Annotated in this window: 11 protein-coding genes; all 11 read left to right on the forward strand. The window is 75.1% G+C overall.

Annotated features, from left to right (window positions below; translation table 11 throughout):
• The first annotated feature begins 53 nt into the window (after window positions 1-53).
• The 11 genes from HWY08_RS12405 to HWY08_RS12455 all read left to right on the forward strand — a co-directional run bounded on the left by HWY08_RS12405 (window position 54) and on the right by HWY08_RS12455 (window position 13,226).
• Window positions 54-326 carry a DUF4242 domain-containing protein gene (locus HWY08_RS12405; protein WP_176065566.1) on the forward strand — a complete coding sequence of 91 codons (273 nt, stop codon included), beginning with the start codon at window positions 54-56 and terminating at the stop codon, window positions 324-326.
• Window positions 327-469: 143 nt separating this feature from the next.
• Window positions 470-1,858: an FAD-binding oxidoreductase gene (locus HWY08_RS12410; protein ID WP_176065568.1), complete on the forward strand. Its 1,389-nt coding sequence runs from the start codon at window positions 470-472 to the stop codon at window positions 1,856-1,858.
• Window positions 1,859-2,296: 438 nt separating this feature from the next.
• On the forward strand, window positions 2,297-2,899 hold the full coding sequence (locus tag HWY08_RS12415) for an RNA polymerase sigma factor (RefSeq protein ID WP_235969600.1): 603 nt from the start codon (window positions 2,297-2,299) through the stop codon (window positions 2,897-2,899).
• A gap of 2 nt (window positions 2,900-2,901) precedes the next feature.
• Window positions 2,902-3,378 (forward strand): anti-sigma factor family protein, encoded by a 477-nt coding sequence (locus tag HWY08_RS12420; protein ID WP_235969614.1) that lies wholly within the window; start codon window positions 2,902-2,904, stop codon window positions 3,376-3,378.
• On the forward strand, window positions 3,375-3,980 hold the full coding sequence (locus HWY08_RS12425; protein ID WP_176065575.1) for a periplasmic heavy metal sensor: 606 nt from the start codon (window positions 3,375-3,377) through the stop codon (window positions 3,978-3,980). Before HWY08_RS12420 ends, HWY08_RS12425 begins: the two co-directional genes overlap by 4 nt.
• A gap of 605 nt (window positions 3,981-4,585) precedes the next feature.
• A complete protein-coding gene (locus HWY08_RS12430; RefSeq protein WP_176065576.1) occupies window positions 4,586-4,897 on the forward strand; it encodes a hypothetical protein in 312 nt (103 codons plus the stop codon).
• A gap of 57 nt (window positions 4,898-4,954) precedes the next feature.
• Window positions 4,955-7,516 (forward strand): InlB B-repeat-containing protein, encoded by a 2,562-nt coding sequence (locus tag HWY08_RS12435; RefSeq protein ID WP_176065578.1) that lies wholly within the window; start codon window positions 4,955-4,957, stop codon window positions 7,514-7,516.
• Between the two features lie 181 nt (window positions 7,517-7,697).
• The gene (locus HWY08_RS12440; protein WP_176065581.1) at window positions 7,698-9,017 is read left to right on the forward strand and encodes a sigma 54-interacting transcriptional regulator; all 1,320 of its coding nucleotides are present in this window, start codon (window positions 7,698-7,700) and stop codon (window positions 9,015-9,017) included.
• A 170-nt stretch (window positions 9,018-9,187) separates the two neighbouring features.
• Window positions 9,188-11,368 (forward strand): cation:proton antiporter domain-containing protein, encoded by a 2,181-nt coding sequence (locus tag HWY08_RS12445; protein WP_176065583.1) that lies wholly within the window; start codon window positions 9,188-9,190, stop codon window positions 11,366-11,368.
• Window positions 11,369-11,493: 125 nt separating this feature from the next.
• Window positions 11,494-11,832: a sulfurtransferase-like selenium metabolism protein YedF gene (gene yedF, locus HWY08_RS12450; protein WP_176065585.1), complete on the forward strand. Its 339-nt coding sequence runs from the start codon at window positions 11,494-11,496 to the stop codon at window positions 11,830-11,832.
• A gap of 197 nt (window positions 11,833-12,029) precedes the next feature.
• A complete protein-coding gene (locus HWY08_RS12455; RefSeq protein WP_176065587.1) occupies window positions 12,030-13,226 on the forward strand; it encodes an NnrS family protein in 1,197 nt (398 codons plus the stop codon).
• The last annotated feature ends 23 nt before the right edge of the window (window positions 13,227-13,249 follow it).

Genomic DNA, 13,249 nt, shown 5'->3' on the forward strand with positions numbered 1-13,249 from the left:
GGTATGTCAAGTTGGGCGCGGGTTGAGGCCGGTCACGAGCAGGAGGCGACCACATGCGTAAGTACCTGATCGAGCGGGAGATCCCCGGTGTGGCTCGAATGTCGCCCGCGGAGCTGCGGGCGGTGGCGCAGAAGTCGAACGGGATCCTGCGGGACCTCGGTCCCAGCATCCAGTGGGTCCAGAGCTTCGTCACCGCGGACAAGTTCTACTGCCTCTACTACGCGGCCACGCCGGAGCTGATCGAGGAGCACGCCCGGTGCACGGGCATCCCCGCAGACCGGATCTCGGAGGTCGTCGGGGTCATCGATCCGACGGACGGCGCGTAGCGGGGCCGCCTCCGTCTCGAGCTGTCGTGCAGCACAGGTAGTGAAACGCGGGCCCTGCGGCCCGCGGAAGGACGGGCCTTGCCGAAGGGCCGTGGAGACCCCTCGCTCGCCCGGGCGCAGTGTCACGTGGGAAGGAGCGCGTCATGACGGTCGGTGTCGAGAAGGCGGTGGTGGATGGCTTCCGGAGCAGCCTGCGCGGCGAGGTGCTCGCGCCCGGAGCGTGCGGTTACGAGGAGGCGCGGCAGCTCTACAACGCCGCGTTCGACAAGCACCCGGCCCTGATCGCGCGCTGCTCGGACGCGGAGGACGTGAGCCAGGCGGTGAAGCTCGGCCGCGCACGAGGCCTCGACATCGCCGTCCGGGGCGGAGGGCACAACGGCGCGGGGCTCGCCAGCGTGGAGGGGGGGCTCGTCATCGACCTCCGGGCCATGAAGGCGATCCGCGTGGACCCGGCCCAGCGCACGGTCACGGTCGAGGGCGGCGCGCTGCTGCGCGACCTCGACCAGGCCACCCACGCGTTCGGGCTCGCGACGCCGGCCGGGATCATCTCGACCACCGGCGTGGGCGGGCTGACGCTCGGCGGCGGGCACGGGTACCTGACCCGCAAGCACGGGCTCACGATCGACAACCTCGTCTCCGCGGACGTCGTGCTGGCGGACGGGAGCTTCGTCACCGCCAGCGAGGACGAGCACGAGGACCTGTTCTGGGCGCTCCGCGGCGGCGGCGGCAACTTCGGCGTGGTGACCTCGTTCACCCTCCGGCTCCACCCGGTCACGACCGTGGTGGGCGGGCCCACGCTGTGGCCGCTCGCCGCGGCCCGGGACGTCCTCGCCTGGTACCGCGAGTTCCTGCCCGCGGCGCCGGAGGACGTGTTCGGCTTCTTCGCGTTCCTGACGGTGCCGCCGGTGGCGCCGTTCCCGGCGGAGCTCCACCTGCAGAAGATGTGCGGGATCGTGTGGTGCTACACCGGACCGAAGGCGGAGGCGGCCGGCGCCCTCGCGCCCGCCCTGCGCGTCGCGAAGCCCGCGCTCCACGGGCCGCACGAGCTGCCCTACCCGGCGCTGCAGGGCGCCTTCGACGGGCTCTATCCGCCGGGAGACCAGTGGTACTGGCGGGGCGACTTCGTGAAGGAGATCCCCGACGAGGCGATCGCGCGCCACGTCGAGTTCGCGGCGCGCCTGCCGACGATGCAGTCGACGATGCACCTCTACCCCATCGACGGCGCCGCGCACCGGGTCGGGAAGGAGGACACGGCGTTCAGCCATCGCGACGCGAACTGGTCGCAGGTGATCGTCGGCGTGGACCACGACCCCGCCCGCGCCGGCGCGGCGCGCTCGTGGGCGGTCGAGTACTGGGAGGCCATCCACCCGTACTCGGCCGGCGGCGCCTACGTGAACTTCATGATGGAGGAGGGGCAGGACCGCATCCGGGCCGCGTACCGCGACAACTACGCGCGGCTCGCCCGTGTCAAGGCCGACTACGACCCCGACAACCTCTTCCACGTGAACCAGAACATCCGCCCGGCGCGGTGAGCTTCTCTCCCAGCAACGGCTCCCGGGCGGCGGTACGGTGATGCCGCCCGCGCCCCCGCGCCCGTCCCGCTGCGGGCCCATCGCGACGGCGGTGGCGAGGCGGCGCGGCCCGCGTTGCTCATCTTCCTCAACGTGCCGTTCGCCGCGACCGGAGGCGTGCTCGCCCTCGCGCGATATACGGTTGGTTCGCGAGGTCGCGTCCGGGAGAAGCCCCTGGCGCCGAAGCAGGGCTGGGGAGCGAGACGGTGAGGCCGGGGTGACCGAGAAGGCCCTCGCTCGGAGCTCGCGGCCAGGCGCGGGGACCCGGGCGAGAACCGGGCGCTGCAGCGGTGGCTCTGACGCGGGGGAGACCCCCCATCGCGGGCTCGACGGGCGCGCGAGCCTTAACCTTCCGGCTCCGCCGGGGTCTCGGATGGCATGGCCCCGGAGGCGCTCGGCGTGGATCGATCCTCGCGCACCGGCGAGCTCGCGGCCGGGCCCTCGGGACCGGCGAGCGACGCGGCGCTGCTGCAGCGGTTCGCGGGCGGCGAGGAGGGCGCGCTCGCCGAGCTGTTCCGGAGGCACGAGCGCCTGGTGCTCGACCTCGTCCGGCGATACGCGCGGACCCCGGACGACGCCCGCGACCTCGCGCAGCGGACGTTCGTGCGCGCGCTGCAGGCCGCCCGCGGCCGGCGGCTCGGCGGACGCGAGTTCCCGTTCCGGCGCTGGCTCGTGCGGGTCGCGGTCAACCTCGCGAAGAACCACGTCCGCGACCGGGCGCGGCTCGCCCGCGCGTCCGTCGCGCTGCTGGCGACGGCGGAGCCGGCGGGCCCCGCGGCGATCGAGGCGCTGGAGCAGGCGGAGCGCGCCCGGGCCGTGCGGGGCGCGGTCCTGCGGCTGCCGCGGCGGCAGCGCGAGGTGCTGACGCTGCGGGTCGACGCGGAGCTCCCGTTCGCGGAGATCGCCGCCGCGCTGGGGATCAGCGAGAACGCGGCCAAGGTCCACTTCCATCACGCGACGCGGGCCCTTCGGGCGTCGGTCGCCCCTCGGGAGGAGCCGTGACGATGACCTGCCGCGAGCTGGAGGCGACCCTCAGCCTGCGCGCCGTGGGGGCGCTCTCCCCGGAGGAGGCGGCGGCCGTCGAGGCGCACCTCGCCCGCTGTCCGGGGTGCCGCGCCGAGGCGGAGGCGGCGACGGAGGTGCTCCAGCTCGCCCGGCTGCCGCCGGCCTCGGCGGCCGAGCTGGGCGCGGTGAGCAGCGCGGGCCAGACCCTCGGCCGCGCGGTGCGCCGCGCCCGCGGACGCAGGCGCGCCGGCCGCTGGGCGGCGGGGATCGCCGTCGCGGCCTCGCTCGCGGCGGCGACGCAGCTCCCGCGCCGCGGCCCGGCGCCGGTCGGAGGCGAGCCGCGGGCGCCCTGGGAGCCGCCTTCGATGGAGGAGCTGTGGAGCGCGAGCGCGGTGCTCGAGCTGAGGGACGAGGAGCCGGTGGTCGAAGTGGACGACGTGCTGGCCGGGATCGATCCCGGCCTGGAGGAACCATGAAGAGGATTCGCGAGGCGGTCGCGGTGCTGGCGGTCATGCTCCCGCTCGGCGCGCTGGCGCAGGGGGGCCCGGGGGGGCCCGGGCCGATGCGCGGCGGCGGCGGGCCCGGTGACGGGACGAGGATCGCGGGGCAGCGGATGCGGATGGCGCGGACGCTGGGGCTTGCCGAGGCGCTCGGGCTCGACGAGGCGCAGGCGCTCGCGCTCCGGCAGCGGACGATGAAGCTCGACGACCGGCGCGCGGCCGCGCTGGACCGGATGCGCGAGGCGCACGCGACGCTGCGCCGGGCGGCGTCGGGCGAGAAGGTCGCGGCCGCCGACGTCGACAAGGCGATCGCCTCCGACCTGGACGCGCGCGCCGAGCTCTCGGCCCTCGACCGCGAGCTGGTCGGCGCCGTCACGAAGGATCTCCCGCCGGAGAAGCGCGCGCGCGCCGCGCTGTTCCTGGCCCGGTTCGACGATCGCTTCGGCCCCGGAGGCGGGGGAGCGCGTGGCATGGGCGGGCGGGGCATGGGGATGCGGGGCGGCATGGGCCCCGCCGCGATGCAGCGCGGCGCAGGCTGCCCGAATCCCGAGTGCCCGATGCGCGGGAGCGACATGTAGCGGGACGGCGCGGGCCTGGCGCGGCCGGGAGCTCCGTCTCGCGGCAGGCCAGGCCCGCCAACCGCTCCATCCCGAGCGCCCCTGCCCGGCGCCGCGGCGCCGACGGTGCTGCCCCAGCCGAGCGCCCGCGCGGTGAACGGCGTGAACGTTCACGGGCGCGGCGCGACGGACCGAGGGTGGACTCACGCAGCGTGAAAGGCGCGCCTGGGCTTCGATGGGGCACTCCACCCCGGGCTGGGCGAAAGCGCGCAGCGGCCCGCTCTCCAGCGTCAAACGGTCTCACCTCGACGGGCGGGTTCCCTCCTCTTCCGGGCGCGCCGGCCCGAAGCTCGCGTTGACTCACGGTGCAAGGCACGCACGGTGCTTCTCTCGTGCACGCCCGGAGCGCGTCGCGTCGCTCGATCCGCGCTCCGGCTGGCGAAGGGGGAAGCACCCAGCGGACGTGAACGGCGTGAACGGCACGCCGTGAACGGTCCGCCGGAACGAGTCAGACGACGCCGCGCCGCGTAGCCGGCGCGGGAGGGGACGACCAAGTGACAGGGAGAGAGACGACGCGCGGGCGAGTGCCGCTGGCACTCCTCCTCGCGGCCGCCGGGGTGGCCTGCATGTCTGCGGCCAGCAAGCAGCCGGCCCCGGCCAACAAGCAGGCCTCGGGCGCGCTCACGACGCACCACACCACCGACGCGACCGGCGCCATCACGCTGCGCGACGAGACGGGCGCCGCGATCCTCGCGGGCTCGACGGTGCCCTACAGCCCGGAGAAGACGTGCGGCGGCTGCCACGACGTGGACGTGATCACGCGCGGCTACCATTTCCAGCAGGGCCGCACCGACGCGACCAACCAGATCGTGGTCTCGGACAGCTTCAACCCCACCAAGCCGTGGCTCCTTTCGAAGGGCATGTACGGCAAGACTTGACCCCCGTCGTCCGACGCGAGCCAGTTGGCCCGCAAGAGCAACACGACCTCCACGGCGATGGACAAGACCTCCTACTTCTTCACCTTCCAGTGCGGCATCTGCCACCCGGGCGGCGGCCCCACGCAGTACGACCGTGACGGCCAGCTGTACTGGAACGGCACGCAGTTCGGGTACGGCGGCGGCGTGGCGGCGCTGCCCGACGCCGCGAAGCTCGACGGCGACTACGGCTTCATCGCCCCGAAGAACGTCATGTCCGCCGACGGCCTCACGGTCGTGACCCCCGCCGGCACGCCCATCCCCGCCGCCGGCTGGAAGAAGAACGGCGTCCTCCAGGCCGACTGCCTGATGTGCCACCTCGCCGGCTACAGCTGGAAGAACCGCGCCGCTACCCTGGCCGGAGGCGCTGGGCTGCCCGGCGTGGCCGCGTTCAAGGTCGCGCCGACCATGGGCGCCGGGTGGGGCACGGTGACCATCGCTGCCGCTCCGGCGTTCCCGCCCACCGCCTCCGCGGTCGGTCCGGTGGACTACGCGCTGGGCGTCACCGGCGGCACGCTGGTGGTCGACGCGCAGAACCAGCTGGTCATCCCGCTCGGCAAGATCGGTCCGACGCCGCAGGCGAACTGCCGCGGCTGCCACGCCATCCCCGACACGAAGAAGTCGGGCCGCACGCTCGCCGCGACCAACGACGTCCACACGGCGGCCGCGATCGGTTGCACCGCCTGCCACCCGAACGCCGCCGGCGTCCCGGGGGGCCGGCTCGAGCACCAGATCGGCAAGGGCGACATCACCATCGGGTCCGTCCGCGACGACCTCGACAACACCGGCCTGAGCTGCGCCGACTGCCACCTGGGCGGCAAGGCGCCGGCGGGGCTCTTCGCGCCGGATCCGACCCGGGCGCACGCGTCGATCGCGCCGCTGCACTTCGCCGCGCTCGCGTGCCAGGCCTGCCACGTCCGCTACATGGAGGACGATCCGTCCACCACCAGCGTGGACGTCCCCGAGCTGGTCTACGAGATGAGCACCACCGGCTCGCAGAAGGTCTCGACCTGGGATCGCTACTTCGCCTCGGTCGGCCCCGCCGGCGCGCCCTTCCGGTGGTACCCGGCGGTCCGCTCGTGGAAGGGCAAGCTCACCACCGTGAAGCCGCTCCTCACGGCGTACTACGGCGACTGGCTGAGCGGGACGGGGGACGGCGCGATCATCCGCCCGCTTCCGCTGCGCCTCGTCCGCAAGGTGCTCACCGGCGCTTACCCGCCCGGTGGCGCGCGCCTCGGCGCGCTGCCGCTGACGGGCGGCGGGCCGGATGCCGCCAACCCCGTCCAGTACCGGCGGTCCGACATCCAGGCGTCGCTCACCGCGCTCGCGGCGGAGGTCGACACGGCCAACGACGACCCGGCCGCGGACAAGACCATCGCGGTGCGGCCCGTGCTGATCCGCGCCGGGAAGGTCTACTACCTGGACGACGCCGGCAAGGTGGAGTTCTTCGACAGCGCGGTGGCGGAGAGCCATGACTTCGCGATCAATCACAACGTGGTCCCGAAGCGGGATCCGGCCGACCCGTCGCTCAAGCCCGGTCCGTACGGCGCGGGCGGCTGCACCGACTGCCACTCCGCCGGCTCGACGTTCTTCTTCGGCAAGCAGCTGATCGAGCCCGCGGAGGACGAGTTCCTCGACGCGGCCGGGACGGTCCCGAACCCCAACGCCGGCCAGCCGAGGTTCATCGCGCGCTGGGAGGCGATGGGCTACTCGGAGTTCAGGGTGGCGTCGCTCACCGGCGAGCGCGTCCCGGTCGCCGTCCGGATGCTGGGCAGCGGCCCGGGCAGCACCGTCACCGGCGGCGGGATCGACTGCCGGTTCGCGGGCGGCCTCTGCACCACCACCGTGGCGCAAGGCAGCGCGCTCGTCCTCACCGCCAACCCCGGCGTCGGGGCCGCGATCTCCTCGTGGGCCGGCTGCACCTCCGTGTCGGCCGACGAGCTCACCTGCACGCTGTCCGTGGCGGGCGGCGCCACCGGCCTCAACACCGGCAAGGTGGTCACGGCGACGTTCGGCGCCCCGGCGCAGACGACCCCGGTGACCGGCTCCGGCCTCAACCTGAGCGTGGTCGGCACTGGCTGGGGCACGGTGAGCGGTGGCGGGTTCAACTGCAACCTCGGCACCCAGGGCGCCTGCAACGGCGCGCTCGCCGACGGCACGCTCGTGACCCTCACCGCGACGCCCGGCCCGAACACGGCGCTGGTGAGCTGGCAGGGCTGCACGCCCTCGGCGGGCGCGCCGGCCCAGTGCACCGTCACGGTCGCCGGGACCACCGCGGTCACCGCCCTGTTCAGCAACGGCTCCGGCGGCGGCCCGTACTCGCCGACGCAGGCGCTGGTGGTGACCGTGGGCTCGCTCGTGGCGCACAACACGATCACCGGCGGCGGCATCGCCTGCGCGAGCGGCACGGGCGGCACCTGCCGCATCGACCCGGCCACCGGCTCCACCATCACCCTGACGGCGGCGCCGGCCGCCGGCTCGGCGTTCCTGCGGTTCGAGGGCTGCACCTCGACGCCCACGCCGACCACCTGCACGGTGACGATGACCCAACCGACGCACGTGACCGGGTACTTCAGCCCGTGACCGGCGCAGCGTAGCGCCGGGGGCTCGCCCGAACGGGGCCCCCCGAGGACGAGAGCCCGGCCAACCCTCCGCGGTGGCCGGGCTCTCCTCGTCCTGGGCAACAGCGGCAATTTGGCGCAGGCCCCGGACGAAACGATGGTCCTGGAATTTGGCTCAAACCGGGCGGGTGAGCGGACCTGGCTTGGCACCTCCCGACATCGCGGCGCTGCCCTTCCTCGGCCTCGGCAGCGAGGGCGCGGTGCGCCAGCTCGCGGATGCGCTGCCGCACGGGCTGTTCACGACCGACGTCACGGGCCGCATCACCTACTGGAACCGCGCCGCCGAGCGCGTCACCGGCTACACGCGCGACGAGGCGGTGGGGGGGTACTGCTCGCTGCTCGCCGGCGACGCGGTCCGGGGCTGCGCCTGCGGGCTCGGGCCGATCAAGTGCGGGATGGTCGAGCAGCAGCGCGTCACGAAGACCTGCACCGTCCGGACGAAGGACGGCCGGCTGCTGCTCATCGTGAAGAGCGCGGTCGCGCTGTTCGCGCCTGGAGGGGAGCCGGTCGGAGCGCTGGAGACCTTCACGCAGGCGGCGGTCGAGCCCCCCGGCCGTCGCGCCGCGGCCGGGGAGGAGCCGAAGGCGCTCCTCGGCGGGGCCTCCGCGATGGAGGAGCTCCACCGGATGGTCGGGCTGGTCGCCGGGTCGGGCGCGACCGTGCTGATCCTCGGCGAGAGCGGCACGGGGAAGGAGCGGGTGGCGGAGGCGATCCACGCCGCCAGCCCCTGGGCCAGCGGTCCGTTCCTGCGGGTGAGCTGCTCGGGGCTCGAGGACGTCGCGGCCGAGGCGGAGCTGATGGCGAACCTGCGCGCCTCGGCCTCGACCGGCGGCGACGATCGCGGGACCTTGCTCCTCGACGAGATCGCCGACCTGTCGCCGCTCGTCCAGCTCCGGCTGCTGCGCGCGCTCGAGGAGCGGGAGCGGAGGAGCGAGGGGGCGCCGGCGGGGCGGCGGCTGCGCCTGCTCTGCACCTCGAACCGCGAGGTCAAGGGGCTGGTCGACGCCGGGCGCTTCCGGGCCGACCTCTACTTCCGGTTGGCCGTCTTCCCGCTGCGCGTGCCGCCGCTCCGGGAGCGCGCCGCCGACCTCCGGCTCATCGGCGAGGCCTTCCTGGAGCGCCGCGTCCCCGCCCCGGAGGGCCGCCACCGGCGGATCCGGCCCGAGGCGCTGGCGGCGCTGGAGGCCTACCCGTGGCCGGGGAACGTGCGGGAGCTGCAGAATGTGCTCGAGTTCGCCGCGCTCCAGGCCGGGCCGGCTGACATCGAGCTCCGCCACCTCCCGGCCGACGTGCGCGCGCTCGCGCCGGCCAGCGCGGGCGGTCCGCGCGCCGCCATGCCCGGGCCGGCGGAGATCCGGACGGCGCTCGCGGCCTGCGGCGGGAACCGCGCGGCCGCGGCGCGACGGCTGGGCATCTCGCGGGTGACGCTCTGGAAGAGGCTCAAGGGCGAGGGGCAGGGCTGACGGCCTCGGACGGAGGCGCGCCGTCGAGCGCCCTGGCCGCCGGGCCCGTGACCTGAGGGCGGCCGCCGCCCCGGCACGGCCCTTCGCGGCCGGCCGTGGCGCCCTCGCGCGCCGCGACGCATGTTGTCCGTGCGCCAGCCGTGGCGGCGCGCTCGAGGCACGCCGACGGCATGCACGGCCTCTCCGACCGCCAGTTCCTCGTCTTCCTCCTACAGTTCACGGTCCTCCTCGCCGCCGCGCGCGCCCTGGGAGGGCTCGCCCGGCGGCTCGGGCAGCCGAGCGTCATGGGCGAGGTCATCGCCGGCGTGGTGCTCGGGCCCACGGTGCTCGGGCACGTCCTGCCGGGCGTGGAGGGGTTCGTCTTCCCGAAGGATCCGCGGCAGGGTGGCCTCCTCGAGCTCCTGAGCTGGATCGGGATGATCCTGCTCATGCTGCGGACCGGCATCGACACCGACGTGTCCCGGTGGCGGACGCTGAAGGGCCCGGCGCTGCTCGCCAGCCTGTGCGGGATCGCCGTGCCGTTCGCGGTGGGCGTCGGCACCGGGCTCGTCGTCCCCCTCGACCTGGTCGGGCGCGGCGGGCGCCCCCTCTTCGCCGCCTTCCTGGCGACCGCGATGTCCATCTCCGCGGTGAAGGTCATCGCCAAGATCCTGCTCGACCTGAACCTCACCCGGCGCGACGTCGGGATCGTGATCATCGGCGCGTCGGTCCTCGACGACACGGTCGGGTGGGTGCTGCTCGCCATCGTCATCCGCGTCGCCAAGACCGGCGCGGTCGCCTTCGGGAGCGTCGCCGGGACGCTCGCGGCGACGGCCGGGTTCGGGGTCTTCGCGCTGCTGGTGATCCGGCCGCTCGCCGGGAGGGCCATCCGGTGGCTCGAGCGTGAGGGCCGCCTCGAGCACGGGACCACGAGCGCCGTCCTCGTGCTGACGCTCGCGTGCGCCTCGCTCACCCAGGCGCTCGGGATCCACGCCATCTTCGGCGCCTTCGTGGCCGGGCTCATCGTCGGCCAGTCGCCGCGCATCAAGGAGGGCACGCTCGGCTCGATCGACAGCATGGTCATGGGCGTGTTCGCGCCGGTGTTCTTCGCGTACTCGGGGCTGAACGTGGAGGTGCTCGCCCTGCCGGCCTGGCCGGTCACGGCGCTGGTCCTCGGCGGCGCCATCGTGGGCAAGATCCTCGGGGCCGGGCTGGGGGCGCGCCTCGGCGGCATGCGGCCGCGGGAGGCGCTGGCGGTGGGCGTGGGGGTCTCGGCGCGCGGCTCGACCGAGCTCGTCGTGGCGCGCATCGGGATGGACCTCGGCGTGCTCGCCGCGCCGATGTACGCGCTCATCGTCCTCGTCCCCATCGTCACGAGCCTCGCGACGCCCATCCTGCTGCGCTGGGCGCTCCGCGGCGTGCCGCTCGGGGCCGACGAGGCGCAGCGCTTCGCGGAAGAGGCCGCCGAGCGCCGGTCGGTCATCCGGCGGCGCGGGACGAAGATCCTCGTGCCCACCTCGGGCGAGCCGCACGCGCTGCAGGCGCTCCGGTTGGCGGCGCCGCTCGGGCTCCAGCCGGGCGCGACCCTGGTGGGACTCGTGGTGACGGGCCCCGGCGGCGCGGCGCCGCGGCGCGGCAGCCCGCCGGCGGAGGAGATCGCGGCCCAGGCGGAGGCGGTCGCGCGCGCGCTCGAGGTGCCCGACTTCCACGCGTCGGTGGTGGCCGCGCCGTCGGTCGACGAGGCGGTCACCGCCGAGGCGGCGCGGGACTACGATCTCGTCTTCCTGGGCCTGAACCGGCGGCGCGCCCTCTCGCACCGCCTCCTGCGCGCGCTGCTCGCCTCGGGCTCCTGCGACGTGGTGGTGGTCCGGGCCGGGGCCACCCCGGAGACGTTTCGCCGGATCGTGCTCCCGGTGACGGGCATCGCCCCCTCCCGCGCCGCCGCGGAGCTGGCGTTCGCCTACGCCCGCCAGACGCGCGCGCGCCTGCACCTGCTCCACGTCGTCGAGGCGGAGGCCTCGTCGGGCGGCCGCGTCCGCACGGAGCTGCGGCTGCTCGGCGCGCGCATGCTCGAGCAGCTCGTCGCCCGCGGGCGTCGGGAGGGCGTGGACGTGCGCTGCCGGCTCGCGTCGTCGCGCTTCCCGGGCCGGGTCATCCTGGACGAGGCGGTCGAGGAGCGCGCCGACCTCATCCTGCTGGGGGCCACCCCGCGCTTCGTGGCCGGGCGCGCCTTCCTGGGGGCGATGACGGACTCCATCCTGGCCCGCGCGCCCTGCGCGGTCGCGATCTACACCGGCGGCGTGCGGCCCGAGGCGCTGCGCGCCACCGCCCCCGAGCCCGAGCCCGAGGGCGATCGCGAGACGGCGAGCTAGCGCCAGGTCGAGGCGCGCGCGGCCGCGCCGGGCCGCTCGCGGCGGCCGGCAGCCGTGTCCCTCGCGGGAACAAGCGCGTGCGCGCCCCGGCGGGTCGTGCTACTCGGACCCGAGGAGGAGACGGCATGGGCGGCACGGTGGTGGTGATGCACGCGGCGGAGCTGGGGCGCGGGGACGAGGTGCTCGGCGCGAAGCTCGCGGGGAGCTTCCTGCGGACGCTCGCCGCGGTGGAGCCGAAGCCCGAGGCGATCGTCTTCTACAACGCAGCCGTGAAGCTCCTCGCGCCGGAGTCGGCCGCCCTCGAGGCGCTGCGCCAGCTCGAGGACGCGGGCGTCGAGCTCCTGGCGTGCGTCACCTGCCTCGAGCACTTCGAGCTCACGGAGCGCCTCGCCCTGGGAGAGGTGTCCAACATGCGCGACATCGTCCAGCGGCTGAACGCCGCCGCGAAGGTCCTGACCGTGTAGCGGTCGCTCGGAGCCGAGGTCGCGCGGCCGGCCTCTTGCAGTCACCTGGCCGGCGCGCGCACCTGTCCGCCGGCGAGCGCGGCGCGCATGATTGGGGCTCCAATGAAACGCTGGTCCAACCAGGATTGGGTGCGCGCGCACCGCGGGGTGGGTGACGCACCGGCATTTGGGTTGCGGCCGAGCTCGAGGAGGGGCCGATGAGCGCGGCGCCCGATCCTCGCGAAGCGGGCGAGCGCACTGCGCTCGTGCAGCCGGACCCGCTCTGGCGCCGTGAGCCCTGGCGCCTGCTCTTCCCGGAGGCGATGCTCGCCGCCCTGGCCGGCGTGGGCGCGTGGCTGACGTACGGCCTCGGCGCGAACGTCGGCTATCCCTCCGACTTCCACGCCGTGGCCCAGATCGAGGGCTTCCTCGCCTGCATCGCGGCCGGCTTCCTCTTCACGTTCCTCCCCCGCCGCGTCGGCGCGCCCCCGGCGACGCCGCTCCAGGTGGCGCTGGCGGTGCTCGCCCCGGCGGTGGCGGTCGTGGCGGCGGCGCTCGGCGCGGAGGTCGCGTCGCAGGCGGCCTGGCTCGTGCTCGTGGGCGTGCTCCTCGCGTTCGCCGCGCCCCGGCTGGCGGCGGCGGGTGCCACGCTGAAGCTGCCGAACGCCATCGTCTGGGTGCCGGCGGGGCTGCTCTTCGGAGCGGCCGGCGCGGTGCTGCGCGTCTGGGCTGGCGCCGCGGAGGACGTGCCGCTCCGCCTCGCGGGCCAGGGCCTCCTCACCCAGGGCATGCTCACCGCGCTCGTCGTGGGCGTGGGCGCGACCCTGCTGCCGGTGCTCACGCGCGGCGTGCCGCACGCCGAGACGGCGGGCACGGCGCGCGACGCGGCCGCGAAGGCGCTGCACCTCGCCGGCGCCGCGGCGCTGGCGGCGAGCTTCTTCGTCGAGGCGGAGGCCTCGCCCCGGCTCGGCTGCGCGGTCCGCGCGGCGGTGGCGCTGGTCACCCTGCTCGCCGCTGCCCGGATCGATCGCCTCCCGACCGTCCCGGGGCTGCACCGGCGGTTGGTCTGGCTCTCCGCCTGGCTCTTGCCGCTCGGCTACGCGCTGGCGGCGGTGACGCCGCGGTACGAGGAGGCGGGGCTGCACGTCGTGTACATCGGCGGGTTCGCCCTGATGGCGCTGTCGGTCGGCCACCACGTCGCGCAGGCGCACGGGGGGACGCCCCGGGTGCTCGCCGGGCGCCCGCGGCGCCTGGTCGCGCTGGCCGCCCTCGTCCTCGGCGCGCTCGTGCTGCGCGGGATCGTCGATCTCGACCGCCCCCATGAGCGCGTGTGGCTCGCCCTCGCGTCCCTCGCGTTCCTCGGCGCGACGGCCTGCTGGGCGTCGCTGGTGCTGCCGAGGCTGCGGGGGGTCTAGCGCGCCTGAGGGGTTCCGTGCGG

The sequence above is a fragment of the Anaeromyxobacter diazotrophicus genome, assembly GCF_013340205.1.
GTDB lineage: Bacteria > Myxococcota > Myxococcia > Myxococcales > Anaeromyxobacteraceae > Anaeromyxobacter_A > Anaeromyxobacter_A diazotrophicus.

Coding starts and splice junctions, on each gene's coding strand:
- yedF (WP_176065585.1), top strand. CDS start 11,494: ATGGGCGGCACGGTGGTGGTGATGCACGCGGCGGAGCTGGGGCGCGGG.
- HWY08_RS12435 (WP_176065578.1), top strand. CDS start 4,955: ATGGACAAGACCTCCTACTTCTTCACCTTCCAGTGCGGCATCTGCCAC.
- HWY08_RS12420 (WP_235969614.1), top strand. CDS start 2,902: ATGACCTGCCGCGAGCTGGAGGCGACCCTCAGCCTGCGCGCCGTGGGG.
- HWY08_RS12425 (WP_176065575.1), top strand. CDS start 3,375: ATGAAGAGGATTCGCGAGGCGGTCGCGGTGCTGGCGGTCATGCTCCCG.
- HWY08_RS12455 (WP_176065587.1), top strand. CDS start 12,030: ATGAGCGCGGCGCCCGATCCTCGCGAAGCGGGCGAGCGCACTGCGCTC.
- HWY08_RS12405 (WP_176065566.1), top strand. CDS start 54: ATGCGTAAGTACCTGATCGAGCGGGAGATCCCCGGTGTGGCTCGAATG.
- HWY08_RS12410 (WP_176065568.1), top strand. CDS start 470: ATGACGGTCGGTGTCGAGAAGGCGGTGGTGGATGGCTTCCGGAGCAGC.
- HWY08_RS12445 (WP_176065583.1), top strand. CDS start 9,188: ATGCACGGCCTCTCCGACCGCCAGTTCCTCGTCTTCCTCCTACAGTTC.
- HWY08_RS12430 (WP_176065576.1), top strand. CDS start 4,586: ATGTCTGCGGCCAGCAAGCAGCCGGCCCCGGCCAACAAGCAGGCCTCG.